The sequence below is a fragment of the Pseudomonas sp. EA_35y_Pfl2_R111 genome, from assembly GCF_963970955.1.
Classification (GTDB): Bacteria; Pseudomonadota; Gammaproteobacteria; order Pseudomonadales; family Pseudomonadaceae; genus Aquipseudomonas.
Genome location: NZ_CAXAOM010000001.1, coordinates 460,187 through 474,507, shown reverse-complemented (window position 1 = coordinate 474,507; position 14,321 = coordinate 460,187). Strand labels below are relative to the sequence as shown.

Here is a 14,321-nt window from a genome sequence, read left to right as displayed (position 1 = left end):
GCGCCCGAGGAGAATCGATATGCTTCCGGCACTGTGGGTCAGCAAGACCGGTCTGTCCGCTCAGGACATGAACCTGACCACCATTTCCAACAACCTGGCCAACGTCTCGACTACCGGCTTCAAGCGTGATCGCGCTGAGTTCGAGGATCTGCTGTACCAGATCCGCCGCCAGCCCGGCGGCCAGTCCAGCCAGGACAGCCAACTGCCGTCCGGCCTGCAGCTGGGTACCGGTGTGCGCGTGGTGGGTACGCAGAAGATCTTCACTGCCGGTAGCTTGCAAACCACCGAGCAGCCGCTGGATATGGCAATCAATGGCCGTGGTTTCTTCCAGGTTTTGCTGCCTGACGGCACGGTCTCCTATAGCCGCGACGGTAGCTTTCATCTGAATTCCGATGGCCAGGTGGTGACGTCTAACGGTTATGCCTTGGAACCCGCCATTGTGCTGCCCAACGAGGTGCGCACCTTTACCGTTGGTGAGGACGGCACCGTGTCGGTCACCACCAGCGGCAACCCGCAGCCACAGATCGTCGGCAACCTGCAGACCGCTGATTTCATCAACCCGGCGGGCTTGGAAGCAATCGGCAACAACCTGTTTCTGGAGACCGCCTCCAGCGGCGCGCCGCAGGTCGGAACGCCAGGCCTGAACGGTTTGGGCACCACGCTGCAGAACACCTTGGAAAACTCCAACGTCAGCGTGGTGGAGGAGTTGGTGAACATGATCACCACTCAACGCGCCTATGAAATGAACTCCAAGGTCATTTCCACTGCGGATCAGATGCTCGGCTTTATTTCACAGAATCTTTGATAGGTAAGGCGGGCTAGTCGCGCAGCGGCTGGCCTGGCCTAGACAACAGCAAGGAATGGCTTGAACGGGTACTGGTGAAACAGGTTGTACGCACCATCCCAGGCAACGCATGAGGTAGTAGATATGAACCGGCTGATAATCATAAGTGCACTGCTTGGCCCTCTGGCTTTGAGCGGCTGTATGGCTCCTGCGCCTAAGCCGGATGATCCCTATTACGCTCCGGTGATGCCGCGCACGCCGCTGCCGGCAGCGCAGAACAATGGCTCGATTTATCAGGCGGGTTTCGAGAACGGTCTGTTCGGTGACCGCAAGGCTTACCGCGTGGGTGACATCATCACGATCACCCTGAATGAGCGCACCCAGGCCAGTAAGAACACCAATAGCCAGATCAGCAAGGACAGCTCGGCCAACTTGGGTGTACCTAATTTGTTCGGTATGACGGTGTCCCCCCAGAATCCTTTGACAGCAATTGGTGGCTTGGGGCGAGTGGCCGAAGGGCTTGGCATGACTGCTGAGAACCTGAGTTTGGGCTCAAGTTTCGACGCCACCCGTTCTGCTGATGGCTCCGGCGCAGCCGGGCAGAGCAACAGTCTGACCGGCTCGATCACCGTATCGGTGGCCGAGGTGATGCCCAATGGTGTGCTGCTGGTGCGCGGGGAAAAGTGGATGACCCTCAATACCGGAGATGAGCTGGTGCGCATTGCCGGTCTGGTGCGCTCTGATGACATCGCCACCGACAACACCGTGTCCTCGACCCGGATTGCCAATGCACGCATCACCTACTCGGGCACTGGCGCCTTCGCCGATGCCAGCCAGCCGGGTTGGATGAGTCGTTTCTTTCTTAGCCCAATGTGGCCGTTCTGAGGATGGCCACCATGACGCTTCCCAAGTACCTACTGGCGGTCGCCGCTCTGTTACTGGCGACCCTGGCTCAGGCCGAGCGACTTAAGGATCTGGCCAGCATCCAGGGTGTACGGACCAACCAGTTGATCGGCTACGGCCTGGTGGTCGGCCTTAACGGCAGTGGCGACCAGACCACGCAGACACCGTTTACCGTGCAGACCTTCAACAACATGATGGCGCAGTTCGGCATCAAGGTACCGCAGGGCGGCAACGTGCAGCTGAAGAACGTTGCTGCGGTGTCGATTCATGCTGACCTGCCAGCGTTCGCCAAGCCTGGGCAGACCATCGACATCACCGTATCTTCCATCGGTAATGCCAAGAGTCTGCGTGGCGGCAGTCTGTTGATGACCCCGCTCAAGGGTATCGATGGCAACGTTTACGCGATTGCTCAGGGCAACCTGGTAGTCGGCGGTTTTGACGCCGAAGGCGGCGACGGCTCACGTATCACCGTCAATGTCCCGTCAGCCGGGCGCATTCCTGGTGGTGCGACGGTCGAGCGGCCGGTACCAAGCGGTTTCGATCAGGGCAGCACCCTGACGCTGAACCTTAATCGTCCGGACTTCACCACGGCGAAAAATATCGTCGACCATATCAACGAGTTACTCGGCCCAGGCGTTGCGCAGGCAGTGGACGGCGGCTCGATTCGCGTCAGTGCGCCGCTGGATGCGGGTCAGCGGGTGGACTATCTGTCGATTCTGGAAAATCTCGAAGTCGAGATCGGCCAGGCTGTTGCCAAGGTCATCATCAACTCGCGCACCGGCACCATTGTGATTGGTCAGAACGTGCGCGTGCAGCCTGCCGCAGTGACCCACGGCAGCCTGACCGTGACTATTACCGAAGACCCGATTGTCAGCCAACCTGAAGCACTGTCCGGTGGCCAGACTGCCGTGGTGCCGCGTTCACGGGTGAATGCCGACGAAGAGGCCAAGCCAATGTTCAAGTTTGGTCCCGGGACCACGCTGGATGAAATTGTCCGCGCGGTGAATCAGGTGGGCGCTTCGCCTTCCGACCTTATGGCCATCCTGGAGGCGCTGAAACAAGCCGGCGCTCTGCAGGCTGACCTGATCGTGATTTAAGGGAGCGCACGTTATGGACTCTCGCCTTTCAGCCGGTTTGCTCGGCGGCACCAGCACCGTCGACAGCGGTGCCTATAACGATCTCAATCGCCTCAACCAGTTCAAGGTTGGTGGCGACAGTGAAAAGAACATCAAGAAGGTGGCTCAGGAGTTCGAGTCGCTGTTTCTCAATGAAATGCTCAAGGCCATGCGCTCGGCCAACGAAGTGTTCGGTGAAGGCAACTTCATGAACAGCAACGAGAGCAAGACCTATCAGGACATGCACGACCAGCAACTGGCGGTGACCCTGTCTAACCACCAGAACGGCATCGGCCTGGCTGATGTGCTGGTGCGGCAGATGTCGAAGATCAAGGATGCCGGCAGCCGTCCCAATCCCTTTGCCCAGGTGAATGAGCCGGTGCCGAGCGCGCCGAGTAAGCCACTGGCCAAGGTTGACGGAGCACGTGACGACACCTCGTTGATCAACCAGCGCCGTCTCTCTCTGCCGGGCAAGCTGACTGATCGTTTGCTGGCAGGTATCGTGCCATCGGCCACTGCCGCCGATGGCCAGCCGTTGGCACAGAACGACTGGATTCCCGCTAAGGCCTTTGCCGCCCCCGCCGATACCGCGTTGGGCTTGAGCGGTATGGACGCGATCACCGGTCGGCGGATTGCCCAGCCGCCACTGGCGCCGGGTAAAGCCGCATTCGGCTCGAAGGATGAGTTTATTGCCGCCATGTTGCCGATGGCCGAGAAGGCCGCCGAGAAGATTGGCGTCGATCCGCGTTATCTGGTGGCCCAGGCCGCGCTGGAAACTGGTTGGGGCAAGTCGATCATTCGTCAACAGGACGGCAGCAGCAGCCACAACCTGTTCGGGATCAAGACCCATAACACCTGGGAAGGCGATTCGGCCCGAGTACTGACCACCGAATTCAAGGGCGGCAAAGCGGTCAAGGAAGCGGCCTCGTTCCGCGCCTATGACTCCTTCGAGCACAGCTTTAACGATTTTGTGAGCTTCCTGCAGGGCAATGGCCGCTACGAAAAAGCCCTGGCCACCACCGACAAGCCCGAGCAGTTCGCCCGTGAGTTGCAGAAAGCCGGCTACGCCACGGACCCGCAGTACGCCCGCAAGATTTCCCAGATAGCGCGGCAAATGCAGACTTATCAAACAGTCGCGGCTGTCAGTACGCCGTCCACCAACGGATGATGAAAGATGGCTGACCTACTCAATATTGGCCTGTCCGGGCTGTCGGCGAACAAGACGTCGCTGGCGGTCACCGGCCATAACATCACTAACGTCAACACGCCGGGCTTTTCGCGCCAGGAGACGATCCAGGCGACGCGTATTCCGCAGTTCAGCGGGGCAGGCTATATCGGCTCGGGCACCACCCTGGTCGACGTACGGCGCATCTATAACGAGTTTCTCAATACCCAGGTGCGCAGCAGCACCGCGCTCAACTCTGATACCCAGAGTTACCTGAGCCAGATCAATCAGCTCGATTCATTGCTGGCCGGCAGTACTACTGGCGTCAATCCGGGCCTGCAGAAGGTGTTTGCCGCACTGCAAACCGCTGCCGAAGACCCGGCCAATATCCCCGCACGGCAGCTGGCGTTGTCCGAAGCCGAAGGCTTGGCTAAACGCTTCAATACCGTGTACGACCGCCTGTACGAGCAGAACGCCTTTATCAACAAGCAGCTGTCGGCGGTGACCGATCAGGTCAACCAGTTAGCCGGTTCGATTGCCGGTTACAACGAGGCCATTGCGGTGGCCGCGTCCAACGGCCAGCAACCCAACGACCTGCTTGATGCCCGCGAAGAGGCGGTGCGCAAGTTGTCGACGTTTATCGGTGTGACGGTCGTCACCCAGGATGACAATAGCTACAACCTGTTTGTCGGCTCGGGCCAACCCTTGGTGGTGGGCAGCCAGGCGTCGCGCCTGGAAGTGGTGCCGGGCTTGTCTGACCCGCTGCGCAGTGAGGTGCAGTTTGTCAGCGGTAACTCGCGCCAGGGCATTACCTCGCTGATTACCGGCGGCGAGATGGGTGGGTTGATTCGCTACCGTGAAGATGTGTTGGATACCACGCTGAACGCGGTTGGGCGTCTGGCGCTGTCGGTCACCGACCAGGTCAACCGTCAGCTGGGCCAGGGTTTGGACCTTAACGGCCAGTTCGGCAATGGTCTGTTTCGCGAACTGAATGCCCCTGAGCTGATTGGCCAGCGCAGCCTAGCGCGTATCGGCAACAGCGATACCACCGCCAACCTCAATGTGCTGATCGAAGACACGACTCAACTGACCACCAGCGACTATGAGGTGGAGTTCACTAACGCCACGGATTACACGGTACGGCGCGTCAGTGACGGCACCAGTTTCGGCCCCTTCGACATTACCGTGGTGCCAGCGGCGGAGTTTGATGGTGTGTCCCTGAATGTGGCCAGTGGCACTTTTGCCGCCGGTGACCGCTTTCGGGTGATGCCGACGCGTAATGCTGGCGAGTCCATTCGTGCGGATATGAAGCGCCCTGAAGAGTTGGCTTTTGCCGCACCGCTGAAGTCACAAACCAGCCCGGCGAATATCGGCACCGGGGTGATTAGTCAGCCGACTCTGCTGACCGAGATCGACATTTATGACCCGGTGGCTCAGGCCGATTTGGAAACCAGTCTGCGTAATGCGCCGCCACTGCGCATTGTCATGGGCGCTGGCGGTGGCGCCACCCAGGGCTATGACGTGGTCGATATCAACGGCAACGTCATCGATACTGGGGTAATCGTGCCTGGGCAGAACAACAGCCTGACCATTACCGTGCCCGCGACTGCCGGCCCGCCTGCCGTGCCGGTGCCTTTCGATTACGAAGTGACCATCAGTGGACGCCCCCAGGGCGGTGACAATTTTTCGGTTTCCTTCAACACCAATGGGGTGTCTGATAACCGTAATGCTTTGAAATTGATTGATCTGCAAAACCGTACGACGATTGGCATCAACCCTCTGGCACCGGATACCACAGGGTCGAGCTTTACCGACGCCTATGGCGATCTGGTAGAGCGGGTCGGCACCCTGACCAGCCAGGCGCGGGTCGATGGTGAGGCCACTGGCGCGATTCTCAAGCAGGCGACCGATAACCGCGATTCGGTGTCGGCGGTCAACCTCGATGAAGAGGCGGCCAAACTGATTCAGTTCGAGCAGTACTACCAGGCCTCGGCGCAGATCATTCAAGTTGCCCGGAGTCTGTTCGATACACTGATTAATACGTTCTGACGCGCCGTCTAGAACTTCGAGGTTAGTTTTATGGTGATGCGCATCTCTTCGATCCAGGCCTTCAATAACGGTGTCAGTGGCCTTGGGCGAAACTACGCCAATGTGATCCGCACTCAGGAGCAGATCAGCAGCGGTAACCGTATTCTTACTCCGGCCGATGATCCAGTGGCATCTGTACGCCTGCTACAACTCGAACAGCAGCAGGCGATACTGGGCCAGTACAAGGAAAACCTTACTGCGGCGAAGAACAGTCTGACCCAGGAAGAGACCACAATCACCTCGGTGGTCAACGTATTGCAGCGTATCCGAGAGCTGGCGGTGCAGGCCGGTGGCGGTGCGTTGTCAGGCGATGACCGTAGATCAATTGCCAAGGAATTGGGTGAGCGAGAAGGCGAGTTGCTTAATCTGATGAACAGCCGCAACGCTCGCGGCGAGTACTTGTTTAGCGGTTTCCTCGGCAAGACTGAACCCTTTCAGCGCAATCCGGACGGCACCTACTCCTATCTTGGCGACGAAGGGCAGCGCAGCCTGCAAGTGGCGGGTTCTAGCAACGTCGCAATTAACGATAACGGCAAACGTTTGTTTGAAGATGTAAGCAATGCGAACCGGGTCGTGGATTCAGAAGGGGTCAATAATCCGGCGTTACCTACGCCGCCGTTGCCTGCCACGACAATTCCGGCGCTGCCGGCGGCAGATCAGCGTGTCTTTATGTCACCAGGATTGGTGCAGGATCAGCAGGCGTTCAATACGAACTTTCGTGCTGGTGAACCTTATTCAATGGCGTTTATCAGTGGCACCGAATTCCGTATTTATGACAGCGCTGGCGCCGATGTCACATCGGAGATACCCGGTGGCGGTTTGATAGACCCCTTGGTCAGTGGTGGCAATACCATCAACTTCCGCGGTATGCGTTTCCAGTTGGATGTAGTGCTGCAGCCCGGTGACAACGAGCAGGATCTGGACAGTCTATTGGCTGATATTCAGTCGCCTGCGTTGCCAGGCTCGCCCGGAATCGGGACGCACAGTTTTACCCTGCAATCGGCTCCCACCGATTTCGCTGTGACCCGGTCTTCGACCAACAACTCGGCAGCGATTATCTCTTCTGGCGGAATCAGCAACCAGGCTGTATTCGACAGTCAGTTTCCGACTTCCGGTGTTGTCTTGCGGTTTACCGACGACACCAATTACGAGGTCTACTCCCAGCCGGTAGGGCCAGGCAGTACGGCTCTAACCACCGGTAGTGTGGTAGGCCCATACCCAGCGACCTTCAGTGTGTTCGGCGCCGATTTCAGCCTGTCAGCGCCAGCAGCAGTAGCGGGTGGTGACGAATTTAGTGTGCAACCGCAGTTCCAAGAGCAGCGCAGTATTCTCAACACGATCAGTCGCTTGCGACAGGCGCTGGAGTCGTCACCGACATCGCCCGCAGGCAATTTGGGTGTGCGTGATGAGGTGGCCATTGCCTTGACCAACCTTGATAACGGCATGGGTAAAGTGTTGGAGGTACAAACCGAAATCGGTGCGCGCCTGAACCTGATCGACACCACTGAAGTGGATAACGAGGATGTTACTTTAGTGAACAAGGCAGTCCAGGCTGACCTGCGTGAGTTGGACTATGCCGAAGCTCTCTCGCGGCTATCATTTCAGACCATTGTGTTGGAAGCTGCCCAGCAGAGTTATGTAAAGATCGCTGGGTTGAATCTGTTCAATCAGTTGCGTTAAGTAATGCGTTCTTACCAGTTAGCGCTTGGTTTCCGTTTTTGCGCGAGCTTTGGGTTGTAAGATCCGCAGCCGTGATGCCGTTATTTTTCATTACCTCTGGCGTGTTAATTGCTAACTTGCTTAGATGATGCTGAAAAATTGACGGAACCAAACATGACAGTTGATACCGAGTGGATTGTTGATTTCTTTCGCAGGCAAGCACGTTTGGGCTTCGAAGAAGGCGACTACACGCGTACCCGCAATAGCTGTCGTGAACTCCTGCAATACCTGCCTGAAGATGCCGAAGCCTGGACCCTGCTCGGCGAAGCCGCCCTGGCCAGCCGCGACAGTGTGGCGGCCTTGCGCGCATTCGATCAGTTGCTCGAACTGCAACCGGACAATGCCGATTACGCGATGAAGCTCGGCCAGGCGTGCCTACAGGCCCAAGACTGGCCTGCGGCGGTCTCGGCGTTCAGGCAGGTGCTTGAGGTGCAGCCCGGTCACGCCGGCGCCCTCGAGGCCCTGGAACTTGTCGACCAATTGCAGGCACGCCTGAATATCCTCGGCCAGGCGGCCGGTAACCAACCCAGACGCAACGATCCCTGCCCCTGCGGCAGCGGCCTGAAATACAAAAAGTGCTGTCTGGAAAAAAGCTCCCAGCTGATGATTCGGCAGCGCTTCGATCAGGCTTTCGCCGCGGAGCAATGGCAGCAGGTCATCGATCTCGGCGCCGAGCTGCAACAAGTGCCGGATGAGGTTTACCGGGCCTTGGCCTTGGCGCGCTATCAACTGTTTCAGCGCGCACCGGCCTATCCACTGATCAAAGCGGCCTATCAGCGCAGCCCCGACGATCTGGAACTGCGTGCGGCCCTAGCCGACCTCGAACTCGACCAGGATGTCAGCCTGGCGCAGCGCCTGGCCGAGTCGGTGTTGGCGGTCGACCCCGGACAGTGGCGCGCCAGCCTGGTGCTGGCCGCCTGTCATGCGCGCTTCGCCCGGCCGCAGGAGTCGGAGCGGGTGCTGCGCGAGCTGCTGCAACATAACCCGGATTGCGTTCTGGCCTGGCAGCGCCTGAGTTATTTCCTGCGCAGAAATCAGCGTACGGACGACGACCTTGAGGCGATGCGCGAATGGACCGCGCGTTGTCCGAACAGCGCCGAAGCCTGGTGTCACTGCGGCATGTCCGCGGTGATGAATAACGAGATCGAAGCAGGGCGCGAGTACCTGCAGCGGGCTCTGGCCCTGGACCCCAATAGCCACGAGGCGCTGTGCTGGCTGGGCCAGTCCTACCAGCAGGAGCAGGACCCGCACAGCGCCCTGGAGTACCTCGCGCGCGGCCTGCAGCTCAAGCCCGACTATCAACCGGGCTGGAACATGCTCGGCGGCGTCTACCAGTCGGTGGGCCGTCAGCACGAATCCGAAGGCTGTTTCATGCGCGCCCTGGCCATCGCCCCATTGCAGCCGCTGGCCTGGAACAACCTGGCCAACACCTACCTGGACGGCCAGGTGCTCGACGAAGCCGAGCATGTCATGCAGGTCGCATTGCAGCTCAACCCTGACGACCCTAGCCTGTGGAACAACCTGGGTAATATCCTCAGCGCCGGGCGGCGGCTCAAGGAAGCGCGGGATGCCTTCCGCAAAACCCTCGACGTTCACCCCGGCTACGAGCCGGTGCTGATCAACCTGGCCGGTGTCGAATCGCACTTCGGCAACCTCGACCGCTCGATCTCGCTGCTGCGCCAGGTGCTGCATTTGCCGGGCTCGCGAACCAACCTGCTGTTCTTCGCCAACTACCACGCGGACTGGACCGGGGAGCAGGTGTTCGAGTTGTATCGCGAAGTCACCCGGCGTTTCCCGGATCGTCTGTACTTCGACTATGCCAATAGCCTGGAGCCGCAGCGCAGGCTGCGCATCGGCTATGTCTCGCCAGATTTCCGTCACCATGTCTGCGCGCTGTTTATCGAGCCGCTGCTGCGCAATCACGACCGCACCCAGGTCGAGCTGTTCGCCTACTCGCTGGTGCGCCGCGAGGATGCGGTGACCGAGCGTTTCATGGGCCATGTCGACCATTGGCGTCATTGTGTCGGTCTCAAGGATGAGGCGATCGCCGCGCGTATCCGCGAAGACCGCATCGATATTCTCGTCGACCTCGCCGGCCACACCGGCAACAACCGCTTGCAGGTGTTCGCGCTCAAGCCGGCGCCGGTGCAGGTCAGCTGGTGGATGGGTTTTGCGTTCGGCACCGGGCTGGATCAGGTCGACTATTTCCTCGCCGACGAGCAGATGTTGCCAGCCGGTTGCGAGTCCTCGTTCGCCGAGTCGCTCTGGCGCATGCCAGCGCCCGCCATCGCCTACGTCGCTCCCGCGCATATGCAGGCGGCCGAAGTCGGCCCCTTGCCGGCCGCAAGCAACGGCTACATCACCTTCGGCAGCCTTACCCGTCCGGTGCGTCTCAATCATCGGGTGATCCGCGCCTGGTCCGAGCTGCTTAAGCGCGTGCCGAATTCGCGGCTGATGCTCGACAGCGGCTCCTTTCAGGACGAAAGCCTGCGCGATCACTACCAGGCACTATTCGCCGAACAGGGCATCGAGGCTGAACGGCTGATGCTGGGCTACACCTCGCCGGCTACCGCGGCGTTGGCACAGATGGACATCGCCCTCGACTGTTTCCCGCACAACTCCGGCACTACGCTGTATGAAAGCCTGTGGATGGGCCTGCCAGTGGTCAGCCTGCGCGATCGTCCGTCGATGGGGCGGGTAGGGTCGCTGATACTGCACGGCATGGGCCGTGACGAGTGGATCGCCGATACCGAGCAAGAGTACCTCGACAAGCTGGTTGCATTGGCCGCTGATGTGCCCGCTCTGGCTGCTATCCGCACAGGGCTGCGCGAAGAAATGCGCGCGTCGCGGCTATGCGACGCCGCCGATTTCACCCGCCGAATGGAAGCTACCTATCGGCAGATGTGGCAGCGCTACTGCGCAGGAGAACAAAAATGAAGGCAGTCATTCTGGCCGGCGGTCTTGGCACCCGTATCAGCGAAGAATCACACCTCAAGCCCAAACCGATGATCGAGATCGGCGGCAAGCCGATTCTCTGGCACATCATGAAGCAGTATTCGGCCCATGGTATCCACGACTTCGTTATCTGCCTGGGTTACAAGGGCTACGCAATCAAGGATTTCTTCGCCAACTATTTTCTGCACACCTCCGATGTCACCTTTGATATGCGTAACAACAAGATGGAAGTGCACCAGAACTATAGCGAGCCCTGGCGTGTGACCCTAGTCGATACCGGCGAAGACACCATGACTGGCGGCCGCCTGAAGAGTGCTGGGCGTTATCTGGATGCAGAAGAGGAATTCTGTTTCACCTATGGCGACGGTGTTTCTGATCTGGATATCAGCGCCTTGGTGGCCTTCCACAAGACCCACGGCAAATATGCCACAGTCACTGCAGTGCAGCCGCCGGGCCGCTATGGTGCGCTTGAGCGCGACGGTGACCAGGTCAAAGGCTTTATCGAGAAGCCCCGTGGCGACGGTGGCTGGATCAACGGCGGATTCTTCGTGCTGTCGCCCAAAGTGTTGCCCTATATCGACAGCGTTGAGACCTCGTGGGAAGCCGAGCCGCTTACCCAGTTGGCCACGGAGGGTCAATTGATGGCTTTCCAGCATCAGGGCTTCTGGCACCCCATGGACACCCTGCGCGACAAGAATTACCTCGAACAACTGTGGTTGAGCGGGGAGGCCCCTTGGAAGCAGTGGAGCTGAGTCCCGCCTTCTGGCGTGGCAAGCGGGTACTACTCACCGGGCATACCGGCTTCAAAGGTGGCTGGTTGACGCTTTGGCTGCAGAGCTGGGGCGCTCAAGTCAGTGGTTTTGCTTTGCAGCCCTCGACTTCGCCCAGCCTGTTTGAGTTGGCGCGAGTCGGAGAGGACATCGATAGCCATATCGGTGATTTGCGCGATCTTGCCGCTTTGCAGAAGGTGATGGCCGAGGTCAAGCCGGAAATCGTGCTGCACCTGGCCGCCCAGCCGCTGGTCCGTGAGGGTTACCGGGATCCGCTGAGCACCTATGCCAGCAATGTCATGGGCACGCTGCACCTGCTTGAGGCCATACGCCAGACGGGCGGGGTCAAGACGTGCGTTGTGGTCACCACCGACAAGGTCTACGCCAACAATGAATGGGCGTGGCCATATCGCGAGAACGAAGCGCTCGGTGGCCACGACCCTTACAGCAGCAGCAAGGCCTGTTGCGAGTTGGTGGCGCAGTCATTCGCCGCCTCTTATTTCCCAGTTGCACGTTATGCCGAGCACGGCTTGGCCATGGCCACGGCCCGCGCGGGCAACGTGCTGGGCGGTGGCGACTTCGCCCCTGACCGTCTGGTGCCCGATATTCTGGCAGCCTGGATGCGCGGTGAGCCGGTGACCCTGCGTTACCCGCAGGCTGTACGGCCTTGGCAGCATGCCTTGGAGCCGCTGGCAGGCTATCTACAATTAGCCCAGGGTTTGTACGAGCAGGGCTGCGCGTTTGCCGGGGCCTGGAATTTCGGCCCGAGCGACAGCGATATGTGCACAGTCGGTGAGGTTGTTGAACGCTTGGCGCAGCGTTGGCCGCAAGCGCCTGGCCTGCTGATCGAGCCCAGCGAGTTGCATGAAGCGGGTTTGTTACGCCTGGACAGCAGTCGCGCCCGTCATCTGCTGGGTTGGACGCCACGTTGGTCGTTGGATCGCTGCCTGCAGCAGACATTGAATTGGCACCAGGCCTGGCAGCGCGGTGAGGATATGCGTGCGCTGACCCTGGCACAGTTAACCGCCTACTGGGGGGCGCATGACTGAGTTGAGTCTGCAGGCATTGCCACTTCCGGGGTTGTTCAGCCTGCAGCACAAGGTGCATGAGGATGAGCGCGGTCGTTTTGCTCGGCTGTTCTGTCAGGGCAGCCTGGCCGCATTCGGTCAGCCACTGCAAATTCGGCAGATCAACCACTCACGTACCGCTCAGCGTGGCAGTGTACGCGGCCTGCATTTTCAGTATCCGCCGCATGCCGAGACCAAGCTGATCACCTGCCTGCGCGGCGCGGTGTGGGATGTTGCGGTGGACTTACGGCGCGGCTCGGCGACCTTTTTGCATTGGCATGCCGAACGCCTGGGCGCCGGCGATGGCCGCAGCTTGTTGCTACCACCAGGCTTTGCCCATGGCTTTCAGGCGCTGAGTGACGATGCTGAATTGCTCTACCTGCACAGCGCGGATTACAGCCCTGAACATGAGGGCGGTTTGTCACCCACTGATGCGCGTTTGGCGATTGCCTGGCCATTGCCTGTCAGTAATCTTTCCGCTCGGGACGCTGCGCATCCGCCGCTGGCCAGTGATTTTCAAGGAGTTGCGTTATGAAGTGCCGAGGCTGTGGTGCTGGTTTGCATGTACCGTTGATTGATCTGGGCACTGCGCCACCTTCCAATGCTTACCTGCGCGCCGATCAACTTGATCAGGCCGAGCAGTGGGTGCCGTTGCGAGTGCAGGTGTGCGACAGCTGCTGGCTGGTGCAGACCGAGGATTACCGTTCGGCCGATAGCCTGTTTGATGCCGAATACGCCTACTTCAGTTCCTATTCCAGCAGTTGGCTGGAACATGCTCAGCGTTATGTCGTACAGATGGTCGAACGCTTTGCTTTGGATGCACAGAGCCAGGTGGTGGAGATCGCCGCCAATGATGGCTATTTATTGCAGTACGTGGCGCAGCGCGGCATTCCCTGCTTGGGCGTTGAGCCAACAGCTAGTACCGCGCGTTCGGCTAGGGAAAAAGGTTTGCAGATTCGCGAGCTGTTCTTTGGCGAGGAGACGGCTGCAGCCCTGGCTGCTGAGGGCTGGAGCGCCGATCTGATGGCGGCCAATAACGTGCTGGCCCACGTGCCGGACATCAATGATTTTCTCAAGGGCTTTGCCACGCTTTTGAAACCGACTGGTGTGGCCACCTTCGAATTTCCGCATTTGCTCCAGCTGATGGCTGAGCAGCAGTTCGACACCCTGTATCACGAGCATTATTCCTACCTTTCGCTGACGGCCGTGCAGAGCCTGTGTGCGCGCAATGGCCTGCATATCTTTGATATCGAAGAACTGCCAACCCATGGCGGCTCGCTGCGGGTCTATGTGCAGCGAGTTGACGGTGAGCGGGAGGCATCAGTCGCAGTGGCCGATTTGCTGGCGCGGGAAGAACAGGCCGGCATCAAAACTGCCGCCTTCTATTCGACCCTGGCACCTGCCGCCCAGCGCATCAAGCATGAGCTGCTGCGCTTTTTGTTGCAGGCCAAAGCCGAAGGCAAGACGGTCGCGGCTTATGGTGCAGCGGCCAAGGGCAACACGCTACTCAACTACGCTGGAGTGCGCGGTGACCTGCTCGCCTGGGTCGCCGATGCCAATCCGCACAAGCAGGGCAAGTTTCTCCCGGGTAGCCGCATTCCCGTGGTTGAGCCGGCGCGCATAGCCGTCGACAAACCCGATTATCTGTTGGTACTACCGTGGAACCTATTGCACGAAGTGCGGCAGCAGCAAGCGCAGATCAAAACCTGGGGCGGCCAGTTTGTAGTGGCCGTGCCGCAATTAGGGTTCAGCTGA

At 59.5% G+C, this 14,321-nt stretch carries 11 protein-coding genes; all 11 read left to right on the top strand.

Translation table 11 applies throughout. The features are described from left to right. Nucleotides 1-19 precede the first annotated feature (19 nt). The 11 genes from flgG (at nucleotide 20) to AACY25_RS02405 (ending at nucleotide 14,321) form a co-directional block, all read left to right on the top strand. Entirely contained in the window at nucleotides 20-805 is a 786-nt protein-coding gene (flgG, locus tag AACY25_RS02455; RefSeq protein WP_274088298.1) for a flagellar basal-body rod protein FlgG, read from the top strand. A gap of 123 nt (nucleotides 806-928) precedes the next feature. Beyond that, nucleotides 929-1,669: a flagellar basal body L-ring protein FlgH gene (flgH, locus tag AACY25_RS02450; RefSeq protein WP_339409973.1), complete on the top strand. Its 741-nt coding sequence runs from the start codon at nucleotides 929-931 to the stop codon at nucleotides 1,667-1,669. A gap of 11 nt (nucleotides 1,670-1,680) precedes the next feature. Beyond that, nucleotides 1,681-2,784, top strand: coding sequence for a flagellar basal body P-ring protein FlgI (locus AACY25_RS02445; RefSeq protein ID WP_339522318.1), 1,104 nt, complete (start codon nucleotides 1,681-1,683; stop codon nucleotides 2,782-2,784). A gap of 13 nt (nucleotides 2,785-2,797) precedes the next feature. Continuing rightward, nucleotides 2,798-3,970 (top strand): flagellar assembly peptidoglycan hydrolase FlgJ, encoded by a 1,173-nt coding sequence (flgJ, locus tag AACY25_RS02440; RefSeq protein WP_339522317.1) that lies wholly within the window; start codon nucleotides 2,798-2,800, stop codon nucleotides 3,968-3,970. 6 nt (nucleotides 3,971-3,976) lie between these two features. Continuing rightward, nucleotides 3,977-6,016 carry a flagellar hook-associated protein FlgK gene (gene flgK, locus AACY25_RS02435; protein WP_339522316.1) on the top strand — a complete coding sequence of 680 codons (2,040 nt, stop codon included), beginning with the start codon at nucleotides 3,977-3,979 and terminating at the stop codon, nucleotides 6,014-6,016. 30 nt (nucleotides 6,017-6,046) lie between these two features. Then, a complete protein-coding gene (locus tag AACY25_RS02430) occupies nucleotides 6,047-7,735 on the top strand; it encodes a flagellar hook-associated protein 3 (protein ID WP_339522314.1) in 1,689 nt (562 codons plus the stop codon). A 153-nt stretch (nucleotides 7,736-7,888) separates the two neighbouring features. After that, nucleotides 7,889-10,711 carry an O-linked N-acetylglucosamine transferase family protein gene (locus AACY25_RS02425; RefSeq protein ID WP_339522313.1) on the top strand — a complete coding sequence of 941 codons (2,823 nt, stop codon included), beginning with the start codon at nucleotides 7,889-7,891 and terminating at the stop codon, nucleotides 10,709-10,711. Then, complete coding sequence (rfbF, locus tag AACY25_RS02420; protein ID WP_339522312.1) at nucleotides 10,708-11,481, top strand: glucose-1-phosphate cytidylyltransferase; 774 nt, start codon at nucleotides 10,708-10,710, stop codon at nucleotides 11,479-11,481. Before AACY25_RS02425 ends, rfbF begins: the two co-directional genes overlap by 4 nt. After that, nucleotides 11,463-12,548: a CDP-glucose 4,6-dehydratase gene (rfbG, locus tag AACY25_RS02415; protein ID WP_339522311.1), complete on the top strand. Its 1,086-nt coding sequence runs from the start codon at nucleotides 11,463-11,465 to the stop codon at nucleotides 12,546-12,548. The genes rfbF and rfbG overlap by 19 nt, the downstream gene beginning before the upstream one ends. After that, on the top strand, nucleotides 12,541-13,101 hold the full coding sequence (locus AACY25_RS02410) for a dTDP-4-dehydrorhamnose 3,5-epimerase family protein (RefSeq protein ID WP_339522310.1): 561 nt from the start codon (nucleotides 12,541-12,543) through the stop codon (nucleotides 13,099-13,101). The genes rfbG and AACY25_RS02410 overlap by 8 nt, the downstream gene beginning before the upstream one ends. Further along, the gene (locus AACY25_RS02405) at nucleotides 13,098-14,321 is read left to right on the top strand and encodes a class I SAM-dependent methyltransferase (protein ID WP_339522309.1); all 1,224 of its coding nucleotides are present in this window, start codon (nucleotides 13,098-13,100) and stop codon (nucleotides 14,319-14,321) included. The genes AACY25_RS02410 and AACY25_RS02405 overlap by 4 nt, the downstream gene beginning before the upstream one ends.

Bases quoted from the DNA above. Each gene is read 5' to 3' on its own strand.
- flgG (WP_274088298.1), top strand. From the start codon at position 20: ATGCTTCCGGCACTGTGGGTCAGCAAGACCGGTCTGTCCGCTCAGGAC.
- flgH (WP_339409973.1), top strand. From the start codon at position 929: ATGAACCGGCTGATAATCATAAGTGCACTGCTTGGCCCTCTGGCTTTG.
- AACY25_RS02445 (WP_339522318.1), top strand. From the start codon at position 1,681: ATGACGCTTCCCAAGTACCTACTGGCGGTCGCCGCTCTGTTACTGGCG.
- flgJ (WP_339522317.1), top strand. From the start codon at position 2,798: ATGGACTCTCGCCTTTCAGCCGGTTTGCTCGGCGGCACCAGCACCGTC.
- flgK (WP_339522316.1), top strand. From the start codon at position 3,977: ATGGCTGACCTACTCAATATTGGCCTGTCCGGGCTGTCGGCGAACAAG.
- AACY25_RS02430 (WP_339522314.1), top strand. From the start codon at position 6,047: ATGGTGATGCGCATCTCTTCGATCCAGGCCTTCAATAACGGTGTCAGT.
- AACY25_RS02425 (WP_339522313.1), top strand. From the start codon at position 7,889: ATGACAGTTGATACCGAGTGGATTGTTGATTTCTTTCGCAGGCAAGCA.
- rfbF (WP_339522312.1), top strand. From the start codon at position 10,708: ATGAAGGCAGTCATTCTGGCCGGCGGTCTTGGCACCCGTATCAGCGAA.
- AACY25_RS02410 (WP_339522310.1), top strand. From the start codon at position 12,541: ATGACTGAGTTGAGTCTGCAGGCATTGCCACTTCCGGGGTTGTTCAGC.
- AACY25_RS02405 (WP_339522309.1), top strand. From the start codon at position 13,098: ATGAAGTGCCGAGGCTGTGGTGCTGGTTTGCATGTACCGTTGATTGAT.